The 17,673-nt window shown below is 36.1% G+C and carries 18 protein-coding genes; all 18 read right to left on the reverse strand.

Going from position 1 to position 17,673, the window contains the following annotated elements; all coding sequences use genetic code 11:
- Positions 1–155: 155 nt before the first annotated feature.
- A complete protein-coding gene (dapA, locus tag CDZ89_RS11515) occupies positions 156–1,022 on the reverse strand; it encodes a 4-hydroxy-tetrahydrodipicolinate synthase (RefSeq protein WP_096154585.1) in 867 nt (288 codons plus the stop codon).
- A complete protein-coding gene (gene dapG / locus CDZ89_RS11520; protein ID WP_096154586.1) occupies positions 1,019–2,284 on the reverse strand; it encodes an aspartate kinase in 1,266 nt (421 codons plus the stop codon). The genes dapA and dapG overlap by 4 nt, the downstream gene beginning before the upstream one ends.
- An 84-nt stretch (positions 2,285–2,368) precedes the next feature.
- Entirely contained in the window at positions 2,369–3,409 is a 1,041-nt protein-coding gene (gene asd / locus CDZ89_RS11525; protein WP_096154587.1) for an aspartate-semialdehyde dehydrogenase, read from the reverse strand.
- Between the two features lie 179 nt (positions 3,410–3,588).
- The gene (gene dpaB / locus CDZ89_RS11530; RefSeq protein ID WP_176483839.1) at positions 3,589–4,191 is read right to left on the reverse strand and encodes a dipicolinate synthase subunit B; all 603 of its coding nucleotides are present in this window, start codon (positions 4,189–4,191) and stop codon (positions 3,589–3,591) included.
- Positions 4,191–5,084, reverse strand: coding sequence for a dipicolinic acid synthetase subunit A (gene dpaA / locus CDZ89_RS11535; RefSeq protein ID WP_096154589.1), 894 nt, complete (start codon positions 5,082–5,084; stop codon positions 4,191–4,193). The genes dpaB and dpaA overlap by 1 nt, the downstream gene beginning before the upstream one ends.
- 287 nt (positions 5,085–5,371) lie before the next feature.
- On the reverse strand, positions 5,372–5,620 hold the full coding sequence (locus tag CDZ89_RS11540) for a YlmC/YmxH family sporulation protein (RefSeq protein ID WP_100333725.1): 249 nt from the start codon (positions 5,618–5,620) through the stop codon (positions 5,372–5,374).
- A gap of 354 nt (positions 5,621–5,974) precedes the next feature.
- On the reverse strand, positions 5,975–7,213 hold the full coding sequence (locus CDZ89_RS11545; RefSeq protein ID WP_096154591.1) for a M16 family metallopeptidase: 1,239 nt from the start codon (positions 7,211–7,213) through the stop codon (positions 5,975–5,977).
- Between the two features lie 34 nt (positions 7,214–7,247).
- A complete protein-coding gene (locus CDZ89_RS11550) occupies positions 7,248–8,204 on the reverse strand; it encodes a polysaccharide deacetylase family protein (protein ID WP_096154592.1) in 957 nt (318 codons plus the stop codon).
- A gap of 113 nt (positions 8,205–8,317) precedes the next feature.
- The gene (gene pnp / locus CDZ89_RS11555; RefSeq protein ID WP_096154593.1) at positions 8,318–10,435 is read right to left on the reverse strand and encodes a polyribonucleotide nucleotidyltransferase; all 2,118 of its coding nucleotides are present in this window, start codon (positions 10,433–10,435) and stop codon (positions 8,318–8,320) included.
- 224 nt (positions 10,436–10,659) lie between these two features.
- Complete coding sequence (gene rpsO, locus CDZ89_RS11560; protein ID WP_096154594.1) at positions 10,660–10,929, reverse strand: 30S ribosomal protein S15; 270 nt, start codon at positions 10,927–10,929, stop codon at positions 10,660–10,662.
- Positions 10,930–11,057: 128 nt separating this feature from the next.
- Entirely contained in the window at positions 11,058–12,011 is a 954-nt protein-coding gene (ribF, locus tag CDZ89_RS11565; RefSeq protein WP_100333726.1) for a bifunctional riboflavin kinase/FAD synthetase, read from the reverse strand.
- A gap of 54 nt (positions 12,012–12,065) precedes the next feature.
- A complete protein-coding gene (gene truB / locus CDZ89_RS11570; RefSeq protein WP_096154596.1) occupies positions 12,066–12,968 on the reverse strand; it encodes a tRNA pseudouridine(55) synthase TruB in 903 nt (300 codons plus the stop codon).
- 56 nt (positions 12,969–13,024) lie between these two features.
- Positions 13,025–13,390, reverse strand: coding sequence for a 30S ribosome-binding factor RbfA (gene rbfA / locus CDZ89_RS11575; protein WP_096154597.1), 366 nt, complete (start codon positions 13,388–13,390; stop codon positions 13,025–13,027).
- A gap of 16 nt (positions 13,391–13,406) precedes the next feature.
- Positions 13,407–13,685, reverse strand: coding sequence for a DUF503 domain-containing protein (locus CDZ89_RS11580; RefSeq protein ID WP_096154598.1), 279 nt, complete (start codon positions 13,683–13,685; stop codon positions 13,407–13,409).
- Entirely contained in the window at positions 13,682–15,877 is a 2,196-nt protein-coding gene (gene infB / locus CDZ89_RS11585) for a translation initiation factor IF-2 (RefSeq protein WP_096154599.1), read from the reverse strand. The genes CDZ89_RS11580 and infB overlap by 4 nt, the downstream gene beginning before the upstream one ends.
- Before the next feature lie 20 nt (positions 15,878–15,897).
- Complete coding sequence (locus CDZ89_RS11590; protein ID WP_096156949.1) at positions 15,898–16,197, reverse strand: YlxQ family RNA-binding protein; 300 nt, start codon at positions 16,195–16,197, stop codon at positions 15,898–15,900.
- Positions 16,198–16,206: 9 nt separating this feature from the next.
- Positions 16,207–16,479: an RNase P modulator RnpM gene (gene rnpM / locus CDZ89_RS11595; RefSeq protein WP_096154600.1), complete on the reverse strand. Its 273-nt coding sequence runs from the start codon at positions 16,477–16,479 to the stop codon at positions 16,207–16,209.
- A gap of 37 nt (positions 16,480–16,516) precedes the next feature.
- Positions 16,517–17,629 (reverse strand): transcription termination factor NusA, encoded by a 1,113-nt coding sequence (nusA, locus tag CDZ89_RS11600; protein ID WP_096154601.1) that lies wholly within the window; start codon positions 17,627–17,629, stop codon positions 16,517–16,519.
- Positions 17,630–17,673 lie beyond the last annotated feature (44 nt).

Consider the following 17,673-nt stretch of genomic DNA (forward strand, 5'->3'; position numbering starts at 1 on the left):
TGTTGATTTCCGTGCAAGGCTTCGCTTTCCGCGGGCGGGTCTAGGTCTAGCGGCTGTGGGGTCTCCCGTTCCCCGCTTATCCCGCAGGAGTCTCAGCCTTTCACGGAAATCAACAGGTATTAGTATTTAATTATTAACACTAAGCTTTAACATAACTATTTTAATAACGATGCTACGAAGTTTCTTTCTGATTCTGTTAATGGTACAAGTGGTAGTCTTACACCGCCAACGTCCATTCCTTTTATCTGTAGTGCCGTTTTAACAGGTGTTGGACTTGGAGCGCTAAATAGTCCATTCATTAATGGTAAAAGCTTTTGATGTAGCTTTGCTGCTTTTTGAAGCTCACTGTTTTCAAAAGCATGTATCATCTCTTGCATTTCATTTCCTACAACATGTGATGCAACAGAAACAATACCATTACCTCCAATTGCCAACACAGGTATCGTTAAGCCATCATCTCCACTATATAAAGCAAAGTCATCGTTAGTATTAGCGATTATTTCTGTCATTTGATCTAAGTTTCCGCTTGCTTCTTTAACTGCGACGATGTTTTCAATATGAGACAAACGCACCACTGTTTCGGCAGTCATATTCACTACAGCTCTTCCAGGGACTGTATACAGCATAACTGGTAGCTTCGTTTCCTCTGCTATAGCTTTAAAGTGCTGAAATAAACCTTCTTGTGAAGGTTTATTGTAATAAGGCGTAACAAGCATTACCGCGTCTACACCGGCAGCTTCTGCTTGTTTCGTAAGAGCGATAGACTCTTTTGTATTATTACTTCCTGTACCTGCAACTACAGGCACTCTACCACCAACTACTTCTACAGCATGACGAAATAGTGCCAGCTTTTCTTCTTTTGTTAGTGTTGGTGATTCTCCTGTTGTACCAGCAATAACTAACGAATCCGTTCCATTTTCAATTAAATAATTAATTAGTTGTGTTGTTTTTTCAAAATCTATGTTGCCTTTATTATCGAACGGCGTTACCATCGCCGTTGCTACTTTTCCGAAGTTAATCATTTGCTTGGTACCTCTCCTTCGTGCATTGGTTTATTGGAATTAGTAGAATGATCACTGCCTAGATTAAAAGCCTGATGCAGTGCATTTACAGCGTTATTCAAATCTTCCTCTTTCACTAGTACCCAGATCGTAGTATGGCTATCCGCAGATTGTAAGATCTGAATACCAAGTTCTGATAATGCAGTAACAATTTTTGAAGTAACTCCAGGGACACCAGTCATCCCCGCACCTACTGTAGCAACCTTCGCACAGTGGCGAGTCACTTTTGGTGAATATCCAAGGTTTTCTAAAACGGAAATCGCTTTCTCCGTCATATCATTTGCAACCGTATATACAACGCTAGTAGGTGAAATATTGAAAAAGTCCACGCTAATTTGTTCATTCGCCATTGCTCTAAATACTTCTGTTTGTAAGTTATATTGCCCTTCTTTTGCAAACACTCTAATTTGTGTCACGTTTGACACATGTGCGATTCCAGTTATTAATCTTTCTTTTACATCCACTTTTCGATTCATTTTATCTAAACTTGTAACAAGTGTCCCAGGTGAATCACTGTACGTTGACCTTACCTTTAGTGGTATGCCTGCATTCATTGCTATTTCAACAGCTCTAGGGTGGATAACTTTTGCTCCTTGGTAAGCCATGTTGCAAATCTCATTATAGGTGACTACTGACAGTGACTTCGCATCTTTAACGATTCTTGGGTCAGCTGTCATTACACCATCCACATCAGTAAAAATCTCAATCCATTCTGCTCTTAATGCTGCTCCAATTGCAGCTGCAGAAGTATCACTTCCACCTCTACCTATCGTAGTTATATCTCCAGTTTTAGAAACTCCTTGGAATCCAGCTACAACTACAACGTCGTGTGATTCTAGTTCTTCTAATAATCGATCACATTTCATTTCTAATATTTTGGCATTTGTATGGTCATTATTTGTTTTAAAACCTGCTTGAGCTCCATTCAACGCAGAAGCGTGTAATCCGTTGCTATTTAGCATGTTACTAAAGACAACCGAAGAGATTATTTCTCCACACGACATTAGCATATCTACTTCACGCTTTGTTACAGATTTAGCTGGTTCAATTAAGCTAATTAACGAATCTGTTGCATATGGCTCACCTTTTCTGCCTATCGCAGAAACGACAACGACTACTTTATATCCGTTTTTTACAGCTTTGTTTATATGCCTTAATGCATGTTCTCGTGACTCGCTATCTCTAACGGAAGTACCTCCGAACTTTTGCACAACAATTTTCATGGTATGGCACCTCATTTTTGAATCATAATTGGTTTCTTGTTGCCTTTTAATATGTTGTATTCATGATTCAGCTAATTAACAAAATTATTTTACAACCTCTAATTTCATTAAACTTTCCGCAATTTGTACAGAATTCCAAGCAGCACCTTTTAATAAGTTGTCTGAAACAATCCATAAATGAAATCCTTTCTTATTATCGATGTCTTGTCGGATTCTTCCTACAAACACATCATTCTTTCCAACACAATCCGCGGGCATAGGATATAATTGCTCATCTAAATTATCTTGTAAAACAACTCCAGGAGCAGCTGCTAATAACTGCTGAATTTCCTTAACTGTTACGTCTTCTCTTTCTACTTCAATATATACGCTCTCAGAATGTCCTGTTACAACTGGTAAGCGTACACAAGTAGCAGCAACATGTAACGATGGCATATGCATTATTTTTTTCGTTTCATTGATCATTTTCATTTCTTCATATGTGAAACCATTCTCTGTAAATTTATCAATTTGTGGAATAGCATTAAAAGCTATTTGATAATGCTTTTTATCACCTTTTACTGGTAAAATTTCTGGTGTGAATTCTTCCCCAGCCAAAATAGCTTGGGTTTGATTATGCAATTCATCTATTGCAGCTGCTCCTGCACCAGAAACTGCTTGATAAGTAGAAACAATAATTTTGGATAATCCGTACTTTTCTCTAATAGGTTCTAATGCTACAACCATTTGAATAGTAGAGCAGTTTGGGTTTGCAATGATTCCATTATGTTCTAAAATATCGTTTTCGTTTACTTCAGGAACAACAAGCGGAACATTTGGGTCCATTCGGAATGCACTAGTGTTGTCCACAACGATTGCACCACGTTTTACTGCTTCAGGTGCCAAAAGTTCAGAAACAGATCCACCAGCACTGAACAGAGCAATATCTACTCCTTCAAAACTTGAGGGTTGAGCTTCTTGCACAACAAACTCTTCACCTTTAAAAGATATTTTTGTACCTGCTGAACGAGCAGAAGATAATAGTGTTAATTTATTTATAGGAAAATTCCTTTGTTCTAATGTTTGAAGCATTTGTTGTCCAACTGCACCAGTTGCACCTACAACAGCTACATGAAATCCTGTCATTTAAAATGTCCTCCCTATACCTAAAATAAAAATTGTATTCTAATGATATATTTTATCATAGTGGTCAAATAAAGAAGAGAAGAAATTGATATTTTCTTCTCTAATTTCTTATTTGTAAAGAAAGTATAAGTTTAATAGTCTCTGTTTGTCTAGTAACAAGTTACATGAACTTGCTTCTACTATTCCTCATATCTAAATCTTTCCACTACGACAGGCTGTAATTGTTTATGCTCTAATGCATCAACTACTGTTGGGAGTAACAGTTCCATCCTTGCCACCATAGAGTTTGGCTTCTTTTCTGGTGCATCTTGACCAAACGGAATAAAATAAATGTTTTTAGTAGCCATTAATCTCATAAGATTAACACCGTTTAATCCTAATGCGTCATTTGTTGATATTCCTAAAACTACAGGTTTATGATTTCGAAGAGTTGCTTTTGCAGCCATTAATACGGGTGAATCTGTTAATGCATTCGCTAGTTTGCTCATAGAATTACCAGTTAATGGTGCAATAACCATACAGTCTAAAGGTATTTTTGGTCCTAACGGCTCTGCTTTGACAATAGAGTCTATAACTTTTTTACCAGTTATGTCCTCTATTTTCTTTATCCATTCTAACCCTTCACCAAACCTAGTTGTCGTATTTTGTACAGTAAACGTAACTACTGGTAATACTTCTGCTCCTTCTTTCACTAATTGTTCTATTTTAGGTACTACCGCTTCATACGTACAATGTGATCCCGTTAATCCGAAGCCGATTCGCTTTCCTTTTAACCTCATCATCATTCTCCTCTCGCTTTTAAATCATCTAATAACAATTGGCATAATACTTGAGCTACAATTTGCCCAGCAGTTTTCGGAGCAACTATTCCTGGAAGTCCTGGTGCAAGGAGAGCTTTTATCCCTCTTTTTTCTGCGTAACGGAAATCGGTTCCACCGGGTTTAGATGCTAAATCTATAATTAAAGTGTGAGCAGGCATTTTGGAAATAACATTTGCTGTAACAATGGGATGAGGAATTGTATTAATACATACATCGATATCAGATACGTTTTTATCCAATTCATTCAAATGAAACGGTTTTAATCCGAGTTCAAATATTCTAGCAATATGTTCTGATCTTCTTGCTCCAACACTTACATGGGCACCAAGTGCTGCAAACGTTCTAGCAACTGTTAATCCAACTCTTCCGAACCCGAGAACAGCTACTTTAGAATTATGAATAGTTATATCTGTATGTTGAATTACCATCATAATTGTGCCTTCAACTGTTGGTATTGCATTATAAATAGCAACGTCATCACGTTCAAAAAGTTGCACAAGTTTACGGTTTGTGTTTGTAACAATTTTATCTAAATATGAATTGGAAATTCCTGAATAGATAGTACAATGTTTTGGTGTCACTTGCAGAATTTCTTCTGTTAATACGATTTTCTCATTAGAAAAGATTGTATCTACTTGACCTTCCAAATTAGTACCAGCTACTGGTAAAATAATCGCATCTATTGTTGAAAAGTCAACACCATCAATTTGCTCTTTAGATGCTCCAGTAAATCCATGGTCTAATTGATCAAAGCCAATTAGTGACAGCTTTGCATCCAATTCAATTAACTTTCGAATTACTTCTAGCTGCCTTGCGTCACCGCCAATTACAGCTATGTGCAAACCGGTCAGCATACTTTGTCACCTTCTTTATTTCTGACTATATTTCTTGTAATGCTCCACTGATTACCTACTTCCACATACTATGTATGGACAAATGAACATGTGAATACGAAAATTAAATCGACAGAACATAAGGAATATATATTTAGCCAACTTGTTAGCTGAGAATTTTCTTATATACGTAAAAAGTGAATTATCTGTAATTATGCAAATATATCTTCAAAAAATTTCCAGAAAAATAAAAATTTATCCCCAAATAAAAATAACCAGATAGATTAATCTACCTGGTTATCGTTTTATTATTCACTTATTTCATCTGGCACGTCTATAATAATCATGTCGTTACCAACTTTTTGGATATGGCTCCAAGGTACTCTAATATCGCCACCTTCCCGCTTCAAACCGAACCACTTTACATTTGGTATAATTAATGAGCGTATTTCTCCAGTCGTTTCGTTTATTTCTAAATCAGTTTGGCCTAGGACTCCTAGTCTTTCTGCTCTTTTTACATCTACAATTTCTTTCCCGCTTAGTTCACTTAATCGCATGTCTTCCCCTCCAATCTATTATTTCTACTACTATATATAAGCTTGAACAAATAAAAAATGCCTGCAAGTTATCCTTGCAAGGCATTTTTTATGTTTAACACCGCTGTTGAATTCCGCGCGTAAGCCTCCGCTTTCCACGGGCGGGGTCGTGAGCCTCTTCGGCGCATCCGCACTTGTGGGGGGTCTCACGTTTCCCGCTTCTCCCACAGGATAAGGAAGGCTACGGTGCGATGCATCGCACGAAGAAAATACGTATGTATTTTCAAAGAGGCTACAACTCTCGCTTCAATCAACAGCTAGATAGTCACTAACACTGCAACCTACATTAACAAGCATTTAGAATGGAAAAACTTATTAACTAATAGACTTAGGTAATTCTCCATCTGGGCTAATTAAAGCAACAGAGAACTCTTCTGTGAATAATTTAGTTGCTAGGTTGTTTACAGATTCCTCTGAAATTTCGTTAATGTTTTCTAGAATTTCATCTAGGGAGCGATGTTTTCCTAATAATAGTTCGTTTTTCCCGTTACGGCTCATTCTGCTATTTGTACTCTCTAAGCCTAACATTAAGCTTCCTTTTATTTGCTCCTTACTATTCTTTAATTCTTTCTCTGTAATACCTTTATCTTTGAAGTGATCTAACGTTTTTTGTATAGTATCAAATAGTTCATTTAATTGATTGCTTCCTGTACCTCCATAAATAGTTAGCATTCCATTATCTTTAAAGGAAGAATGATAACTATAGATGGAATAAGCTAATCCCTTTTCTTCCCTTACATCCTGAAATAGGCGACTACTCATGCTTCCTCCAAGAACGTTGTTAAGTACAATTAGGCTATAAATATCTTTATCCCCAACAGGTAGGCCATTGTAACCAATACATAAATGGGCCTGCTCTGTACTCTTTTTCTTTGTTAAATGTTCATGAAAGAAACTTGGTTTTTCATATTCACGTTTAGAATGTCCAGTATCATACGATCCGAAAAGTTCTTCTACTTCTTGAATAAAGTTATCGTGAATGTTTCCTGCAATAGAGATTACGACATTATCCGGCGTGTATGTCTCATTCATATATTGTGTTAATGTATCACGGTTAAATTTAGATAATGTTGCTTCTGTACCAAGAATTGGATAACCTAATGCATGATCACCGTAAGAAGCTCTAGCTAACACATCATGTACAATGTCATCTGGAGCATCTTCATACATTTTTATTTCTTCATACACAACTTTCTTTTCTTTTTTTAATTCTTCTTCATCAAAAATGGAGTGAAAGAACATATCTGCTAGCACATCTAAGGCGTATGTTCCATGCTCATCTAATACTTTTGCATAATAGCAAGTGTATTCTTTTGATGTAAATGCATTTACTTGACCACCTATAGCATCAAAACTTTCGGCAATCTCTCTTGCCGTTCTCGATTTTGTTCCTTTAAAAAACATATGTTCTAAAAAATGCGAGACTCCATTATTCTCACTAGTTTCATTCCTAGACCCTGTACCTATCCAAACTCCTATAGCAACAGATCTAACTGTTGGAATATGCTCAAGTACAACTCTTACACCATTTTTGCACGTATGTTTTGTTAACAAAGAAGTTCCTCCTATTCAAACGGTAAAACAGTGATTAATCTCGCCGTTCTTCACTTAATAAAGATGATACTGTGCCTATTTCTAGATCTTTTTCTTTAATGGATATTATCATTGTTTCTAACGCTTTAGATGTAGGTTCTGTTGGATGCATTAATATTAATGCACCTGGATGGACTTTTTCTGTTACGCGGTTCACAATGACATGCGGTTCTGGTCTTTGCCAGTCAATCGTATCTACACTCCACATGATAGTACCCATATTTAGTTCTTTCGCAATTTCGACAACTTCTTGTCGATAGCTTCCGCTAGGTGGACCAAACCATGTTGGTTTTATTCCTGTAGTAGCTTCAATTACGTCACTAGTTTTTATTAGCTGATCTCGAACAGCATTACTACCTAACGTCTTCATGTTAGGGTGTGTATAAGAATGGTTACCTAGTTCATGTCCAGCATCAAAAATCATTTTTGCTATAGAAGGGTTTTCTTTAACCCATCTTCCTTCAAGAAAAAATGTTGCTCGTACATTATTTTTTTCAAGTGTTTCCAGCATGTCTGGTATATATTCGTTACCCCAAGCAACATTTATTAAAAACGATACCATTTTTTTATCTGGATGACCACGATAAATAGGCGACGCTTGCAAGTCTTCTAAATGCAATGTTGGCGGAATCTCATCATAAATTAATTTCTTTTCGTTAAATAGGCCATCTTTTTTCATGTTATTATATGATTTTTCAGTATTTACTTTCTTACCATTTAACCCAGGAATCGCTTTCCACACTTTATCGATTTTGGCATCTTGAGGTGGTTTTTCGTAAAGGTGCGCTTGTTTTTCGATTTCTGCATATAATGCATCTTGCTTTTTAACTACCTCGATAGCTGAATCGTTAAACAAAACTCTATATTCCTCTTGTAATGGATTAGGAAAACTATTGTATGTAATGAATGCTACTATAATAAATGCCAATAGGTGCGCAGTAGTCCTTTTCATTCTATCCTTCCCCCTTTATACAACAATTTATGTATAGAGTGGACAAGGTAGAACTTTTTACATGAAGTATGTGAAAAGAAGCCTGATACAATTATCAAGGCTCCTTCATCATATTATGACATTTGTTCGTTTTTTTCTTTTTGTTCTTTTAAAATTGCTTTTCTAGATAAGTTAACGCGACCTTGTTTGTCAATTTCAGTTACTTTGACTAACACTTCTTCACCCATTTTCAGAACATCTTCCACTTTGTTTACTCGCTCTTCTGCAAGTTCAGAAATGTGAACAAGACCATCTTTACCGTTAAAGATTTCTAAGAAAGCACCGAATTTTTCAATTCGCTTTACTTTTCCTAAGTAAATTTGTCCAACTTCTACTTCGCGAACGATATCTTCAATGATTTTTCTAGCTTTCGCGTTCATTTCTTCATGGATAGAGGAGATAAATACAGTTCCATCTTGTTCGATGTCAATTTTAACTCCTGTTTCTTCGATGATCTTATTGATTTGTTTACCACTCGGTCCGATAACATCTCTAATTTTATCAGGGTTGATTGACATTGTTAGGATTTTCGGCGCATAAGCGGATAGTTGTTTACGTGGTTCACTAATTGCTTCTAACATAGAGTTTAGAATGTGCATACGACCAATTTTAGCTTGTTGTAATGCTTCTTCTAAAATCTCTTTAGAAAGACCATCAATCTTTATGTCCATTTGAAGAGCAGTTACACCTTTTGCAGTCCCTGCAACTTTAAAGTCCATATCTCCTAGATGATCTTCCATTCCTTGAATGTCCGAAAGAACAGAATAATGTTCCCCTTTTTTCACAAGACCCATCGCAATACCAGCTACTGGTGCTTTAATTGGAACCCCAGCATCCATCATCGCTAATGTACTAGCACAAATACTAGCTTGTGAAGTGGAACCATTTGACTCAAGAACTTCTGAAACTAGACGTACAGTATATGGGAAGTCCTTCTCATTTGGAATAACAGGCTCAAGGGCGCGTTCTCCTAGTGCTCCGTGACCAATTTCACGACGACCAGGACCTCTAATTGGTCCAGTTTCTCCAACACTAAATTGAGGGAAGTTATAATGGTGCATAAATCGTTTCTCTTCCTCAATACCTAGACCGTCAAGAATTTGAACATCTCCAAGTGCACCAAGCGTACATATACTTAAAGCTTGTGTTTGTCCACGTGTAAATAATCCAGATCCGTGTGTTCTTGGTAAAATTCCAGTTTCAGAAGACAATGAACGAATTTCATCGATTTTTCTTCCGTCAGGTCTTACTTTTTCTTCCGTAATTAAACGGCGTACTTCTTCTTTAACAAGTTTATATAATATTTCTTTTACTTGTTTTAAAGTATCAGCATCTGCTTCTTGACCTTCATAATGAGCGATTACTGTAGCTTTCACTTCGTTAATAGCAGCTTCTCTTGCATGTTTTTCCACAACTTGAACCGCTGAAGTTAGATCTTTTTCAGCCATTTGTCGAATAGTCGCTTCTAATTCTGCATCTACTTCATAAAGTTTGATTTCTAGTTTTTCTTTTCCAACAGCTTGTACAATTTCTTCTTGGAAATGAATTAATTGCTTAATTTGTTCATGACCAAACATAATAGCTTCTAACATTGTTTCTTCTGGAACTTCCTCTGCCCCAGCTTCTACCATGTTGATTGCGTCTTTTGTTCCAGCTACAACTAAGTGAATATCACTTTTTTCTTGTTGCTCAACTGTTGGGTTAACAATAAATTCATCATTAATTCTTCCAACTGTTACACCAGCAATCGGTCCATCAAACGGGATGTCCGAAACAGAAAGTGCTAATGAAGATCCAAACATAGCGGCCATTTCTGAAGAGCAATTTTGATCGACACTCATTACAATACTAATCACTTGAACTTCATTTCTAAAGCCATCAGCAAATAGTGGACGAATAGGTCTATCAATTAATCGGCTAGCCAAAATTGCTTTTTCACTCGGACGGCCTTCACGTTTAATGAAACCTCCAGGAATTTTACCTACTGCATATAGTCTTTCTTCATAGTTCACAGTTAATGGAAAGAAATCTAAATTTTTAGGTTCCTTTGAAGCTGTTGCTGTACTAAGAACAGCCGTATCGCCGTAACGAATTAACACAGCGCCATTAGCCTGTTTCGCTAATTGTCCAACCTCTACTGATAAAGGACGTCCTGCCCAATCAATAGAAAAGATTTGTTTATCTTGTCCCATGAAACGTGTAACCCCTCTCTAACTTAAACTTTTAATATGTATAGTATGAACGAAATACTCTCGACATATCAAATAGTATTTCTTATTACAAGTAATGGTAATGTTCTGTATCGTAAATATACTAGGAAAGGAAGTGAAATAGAAAGTAAAACTAATATTAGTTGTTTTTTCCAATTCCAAACATTAAGAAAAAAGCGGGAATTCTCCCGCTTTCTTTGGTAGCATTATCGACGTAAGCCTAATTTTGTGATTAGTTCACGGTAACGAGTTACGTCTTTGTTACGTAAGTACGTTAGTAAGTTACGACGCTTACCAACCATCTTTAATAATCCACGACGTGAATGATGGTCTTTCTTGTGCGTACGTAAGTGATCGTTAAGATTGTTGATTTGCTCTGTTAGGACAGCGATCTGTACTTCTGGAGATCCAGTGTCAGATTCGTGAGTTTTGTACTCATTGATTAGCGCTTGTTTACGTTCTTGTGTAATTGCCATCCTAGTTCACCTCCTTATGTTAAACCCCAATTACCGAGCAATCGTTGGTGATTCGAATTGCCAAGCAATGGTTGATTACGAATATAATCATACACTTTTAAACAAAAAAATGCAAGTATGTGTACCTTTTAATTTCTTTCTGTAGTAAAAAAGTGAATTGCTTTTTCTTTATCTTGCTGGATTTGATTTATTAGTTCTTCGATAGAATTAAATTTCTGTTCATTTCGAATGCGCTGAAAAAATTCAACCGTGACAGTTTCTCCATAAATTTCTTGATGAAATTCAAACAAATTTACTTCAATAGAAGGGAATGTGATTTGTTGATTTTCATAAAAGGTCGGTTTGTAGCCAACATTACAAACACCATTATATGTTAAGCCAGAAACGGTTAATTTCACAGCATAAACACCCGTTTTCGGTAACAAAAATTCATCGTTCAATTGAACATTTGCTGTAGGAAACCCAATTTTCCTTCCACGCTTATCACCATGAGAGACAGTACCACTTATGGAATAATTTCTTCCTAATGTTTCTGTTAATTCATCCACTTTTCCATCCATTAGTTGCTTCCTAACTAGTGTTGAACTAACTTTTTCTTCACCATTAGCTAATTTATCCACTATTGTTTGAGAAAATACTTGCCTAGAATGAAATGGCAATGTTTGCATCGTTCCTTTTCCAAGGCGACCATAAGAAAAATCAAAACCTGCCACTACATGTTCAACATGTAAGTCTATAATATATTGATCCACAAATTGTTGTGGTTCAAGACTTGCAAATTGATGAGAAAAATTAACAATATACAAAATATCAACACCAAGTTGTTCTAATATACGTTTTTTTTCAGAAATAGGCGTAATATAACGAATGTGTTGGATGTCACGCCCTAAGACAACGGAAGGGTGTGGGTCTAATGTTAAAACCGCACTTTTTCTATTTGTCTTATTCGCATGGTTAATAGCTGTTTTAATGACTTTTTGATGACCTAAATGGATGCCATCAAAGAAACCAAGTGCCATTACAGTACTTGGACAATCTGTTTTTAATAAATGATGTGGGTGTTCTAAATAAACTGTTTTCATTTTTTTCACCTTATATCGATATACCAACTGTATTTATAGATCATTCAAGAGAGTTTAATTGAATACTTTTTTCGGTTTCATTAATCCTTTTTTAGTAGGGTGCTTCATATAAATAGCAATGCATTTGTGATTATGCATTACTGCTAATAATTCATCAAAAGGAATTTCGGGTAGTGGAAGTAATGCACCGTTCAACACTTTCTCTGCTAATGTATCATTAATTTCAAGTGTAGGCAATCCACTTAACGCATTTTCCATCGGAATAAGAATTTCATTCACTCTATTTTCTTCCGATAATTGTTGTAGTTTTTCCAATGTTATAGATTCTTCAAGAGAAAACTTTCCAGATGCTGTTCTTTGTAACTTAGACATATGAGCAGGATACCCTAACAATTCCCCAATAGCTACTGCCAAAGTTCGAACGTAAGTACCTTTACTACATGTAACTTGGATTGTAAAAGTGATGGTATCTTGAGGTTCATATAGTTCTTCCGCTTGTAGTAACTTTATTTCATGTATTGTTACAGTTCTTGTCGGTCTTTCTACCTCGACACCAGCTCTTGCATATTCGTAAAGCTTTTTCCCATTTACTTTTACCGCTGAGTACATTGGTGGAGTTTGTTTGATTTCACCTGTTAGCTTTGTAAGGACATCTTGGATATTAGCCACTTTTATCACTTCAGATATTTCATTTTTCTCCACAGTTTCTCCAGTTTGGTCCTCCGTTGTGGTGGAAAAACCAATTGTAATATCAGCTATATATGTTTTTTTCTCTGCAGTTAAAAATTCAACTAGCTTCGTTGCATTACCTATACAGATAGGTAACACCCCAGTTACCTCAGGGTCTAATGTACCGGTATGACCGACTTTTTTTGTTTTTAAAATCTTTCTTATTTTAAAAACACAATCATGGGATGTTAATCCTTTAGGTTTATTAAGCACTAAAACTCCGTTCATGTCAGTCAATCCTTTCTCTACCATTAGAAAAGGATAGACTTTTACGCCTATCCTTTTTATTCATTAGAATCTTCAGAAGAAGATTGTTTATTTATTTCTTGGAGTAAATTTTCAATTCTGTTTCCATAATCAACAGATTCATCAAATTCGAAGAAAAGCTCTGGTGTTTTTCTTAAGCGAATACGCTTACCGATTTCACTTCGAATAAAACCTTTTGCTTTTGCTAATCCCATTAATGTATCTTGACGTTTTTCTTCGTCACCTAAAACAGAAATAAAGACTTTTGCTTGTTGTAAGTCACCTGTAACCTCAACGTCTGTTACCGTAACAAAACCAACACGTGGATCTTTTATTTTTCTACCGATAATATCAGAAAGCTCTTTTTTCATTTGCTCTCCAACACGGGTTGACCTAACTGTCATACTTTTCACCTCGTACTTATAGCCATTCCAAATTTGTCAAGGCTCTTTCGATTTCAGGGAAAGAATCCAGATATTCTAAAACTTTTTGCATTTCTTTCTCTGAAATATGCTTGCTTGATGAAATTGTAACAATAGCTATTTTTGTTCGTTGCCATACATCTTGATAGTCCACTTCCGCAATCGAGATGTTAAATCTTTGCTTTAAGCGAGTAAGAATTCGTTGAAGGACAGCGCGTTTATCCTTCAACGATTGAGCATCATAAATTATGCATTCACACTCTACATAGCAAATCATTTTCTTATGATTTCTTCCATAACGTAAGCTTCAATTACGTCGCCTTCTTTAAGGTCATTGTAATTTTTAAGTGTTATACCACACTCGTACCCTTGGCTAACTTCTTTTACGTCATCTTTAAAACGTTTAAGAGCGTCAAGTTGACCTTCGAAGATTACAATGCCATTTCGTATTAGTCGAACTCCACTGTCACGTGTAATTTTACCATCCGTAATATAAGAACCTGCAATTGTTCCGATTTTAGATACTTTGAAAGTTGTACGAACTTCTGCTTGACCGATTACTTTTTCTTCGAATTCAGGGTCTAACATACCTTGCATCGCTGATTCGATTTCTTCGATTACTTTGTAAATAATACGGTGAAGACGAATGTCAACTTTTTCCACATCAGCTGTACGCTTTGCTCCTACATCTGGACGAACATTAAATCCTATCACAATCGCATTAGAAGCAGAAGCTAAAATGATATCACTTTCTGTAATAGCACCTACTCCAGTGTGAATTATTTTAACTTTTACACCTTCTACATCAATTTTATAAAGAGATGCCGCTAAAGCTTCAACAGAACCTTGAACATCCGCTTTAACAATTAAGTTAATATCTTTCACTTCACCTTGCTTAATTTGTTCAAACAGATCATCTAATGTTACACGCGTTTTTTCACTTCGTTGTTCTTGAAGTTGCTTTTGAGCACGAGCCTCGCCTACTTGACGAGCTGTTTTCTCATCCCCGAACACCATAAAGTTGTCTCCAGCATGAGGAACATCATTTAAACCTGTAATTTCTACTGGAGTAGATGGTCCTACTTCCTTAACACGTCGACCTAGGTCATTTACCATTGCACGTACACGTCCGAATGTATTACCAACAACAATTGGATCTCCTACTCGTAATGTACCCTTTTGTACTAACAATGTTGCAACAGAACCTTTACCCTTATCTAATTGCGCTTCAATAACTGTTCCAACAGCAGCACGTGTATCATTTGCTTTGTATTCTTCCACTTCTGAAACAAGTAAAATCATTTCAAGTAGCGTATCAATTCCTTCTCCAGTTAGAGCAGATAGTGGTACGAAAATAGTATCTCCGCCCCAATCCTCAGGAACTAATCCGTGTTCTGTTAATTCTTGCATTACACGGTCTGGGTTAGCTGTTGGCTTATCCATTTTGTTCACTGCTACGATAATTGGTACTTCTGCAGCTTTCGCATGGTTAATTGCTTCTACTGTTTGTGGCATTACTCCATCATCCGCAGCAACAACTAAAATAGTAATATCCGTTACTTTTGCTCCACGTGCACGCATAGTTGTGAACGCAGCATGTCCTGGTGTATCAAGGAAAGTAATCTTTTTCTCATTAACGGTAACTTGGTATGCACCGATATGTTGAGTAATCCCTCCAGCTTCGCCTGCTGTTACCTTCGTGTTCCGAATGGAATCAAGTAATGTTGTCTTACCATGGTCAACGTGACCCATAATCGTAACAACTGGTGGACGTTCTTTTAAATCTGTTTCTTCATCTTCTGAATCATATCCAGCAAAGTCTGTTACTTCAAACAGAATTTCTTCTTCTACTTCTACTCCATACTCGCCTGCAATAAGTTCGATTGCATCTTTATCTAAGTCTTGGTTGATTGTAGCCATAACACCAAGCATAAATAGCTTTTTAATAATTTCAGACGGCTCTTTGTGTAACTTTTTAGCTAATTCTGCAACCGTTAACGAACCTGTAAAAGTAATTTTAGAAGGTAACTCTTTTTGCTGTTTAGGCTGAGGAGTCGGTTGTGGATTGCTATTATAATTTTTGTTATTGCCTTGCTTCTTTTTGTTGTTATGGTTATTGTTTTTATTTTTATGGTTGTTATTATTATTGTTATTGAACACTTTTTTCTCCTGCTTCTGAGGTTCTGATGTTGTTTTACGACCATCATTATTTTTTGGAGCGTTATTTTTCTTTTCTACTCCGGTTTTTACATCTTTATCTTTTGTAGAATTTTCATTTTTATTGTTAGAAGGTTTTGGAGAATTAGTATTACTCTTATTCTTTTTACCATCTAACTTTTGAATCATATCTTCATCTAATGTTGCCATATGATTAGATACTTCAATATTCATTTGCTTTAATTTTGTAATGACATCTTTACTTGAAACATTATTTTGTTTCGCGTATTCATAAACACGTAGTTTCGTCATTTACATTCACCCCCAAAGATTTAATCGAGCATTGATAAAATCTTTTTAGCAAATCCTGCATCAAGAATAGCTACAACAACTCTCGATTCTTTTCCAATTGCTCGACCTAATTCGTACCGATCACATACTACTTTAACTGGTACATTATAAAACGAACATTTATCATGAACTTTTTTGTTCGTGTTTGCAGATGCATCGTTTGCTAGTAATACTACTTTTGCCTTTTGGTTCCGTACTTCTTTTATTACCAACTCTTCACCTGATATTAATTTACGAGCCTTAGCAGCCAAACCTAGAGTGGATAGCCAATTATTTTTCATGTTTCTCACTTAATTCCCCTTATCTATTAACTCAAGGAGTTGTTCGTAAATTGATTCATCGATAGCAACTTCAAGATGTCTAGCTAATATATTTTTTTTCTTAGCAAGTAGAATTGCTTCACGGTTATTTGCCAGATATGCACCTCGTCCTGACTTTTTACCTGTTATGTCTATCGAAACTTCTCCTTCTTTAGAACGAACGATGCGGATGAGTTCTTTTTTCGGTTTTAATTCCTGAGTTGCAATACATTTTCTCATTGGAATTTTTTTGCGATTATTCATCTAGGTTCACCTCTCTCTATGAATAAAACTTTACATATTATTCATTTGTGTCATCTAGATTATCATCTTCATCGATTACATCATTACTAAAAGTAAGGCTAGGGTAGATACCAAGTTCTTCGGCTTCCGATTCACTTTTGATGTCTATCTTCCATCCTGAAAGTTTAGCTGCTAAACGAGCATTTTGACCTCTTTTTCCAATAGCAAGTGATAATTGATAATCTGGTACAACTACAGTTGTCGCTTTTTCCTCTTCGCTTACTTGAACTTCTAAAACTTTAGAAGGACTTAATGCATTTGCAACGAATTCAACTGGATCATTAGACCATTTTACAATATCAATTTTCTCACCTTTTAATTCATTCACAATAGCTTGAACTCTTTGTCCTTTTGGTCCAACGCATGAACCTACTGGATCTACTTCCGGGTTATCACAGTGTACGGAAATCTTTGAACGGTCACCTGCTTCTCGTGCAACAGATTTAATTTCAACTGTACCATCATAGATTTCAGGTACTTCTAACTCGAATAATCTTTTCAGTAAGCCTGGGTGAGTACGAGATACAAAGATTTGTGGCCCTTTGGTTGTTTTTTCCACTTTTGTTAAGAATACTTTAATTCTATCATGTGGTTTATAACGTTCGTTAGGCATTTGCTCTGCAGCTGGTAATATCGCTTCAATTTTACCTAAGCTAACGTAAATGAATTTTGAATCTACACGTTGAACGATTCCTGTCATGATATCTTCTTCACGCTCAATGTATTCTGAATAAATAACGCCACGTTCCGCTTCTCTCACACGTTGAGTTACTACTTGTTTCGCTGTTTGAGCAGCAATCCGACCGAAATCCTTAGGAGTAACTTCAATTTCTAACACATCATTTTCTTGATAGTTCGGATTCATTTGGCGTGCTTCATCAATAGAAATTTCAAGTCTTGGGTCAAACACTTCTTGTACTACATCTTTTCTAGCGAATACTCGGAATGAACCGTTAGACGTATTTAAATCTACTCGAACGTTTTGTGCTTGGTTAAAATTTCTTTTATAAGCGGAAATCAGTGCAGCCTCAATTGCGTCAATAATAACGTCTTGGCTAATGCCCTTTTCTTTCGCCATAATGGTTAAGGCATCAAATAACTCACTGCTCATCTTACTTTGTCCCCCTTAATTACATAATCTTTTTGTAGATACAT

Source organism: Bacillus alkalisoli, from assembly GCF_002797415.1.
Classification (GTDB): domain Bacteria; phylum Bacillota; class Bacilli; order Bacillales; family Bacillaceae_I; genus Bacillus_CD; species Bacillus_CD alkalisoli.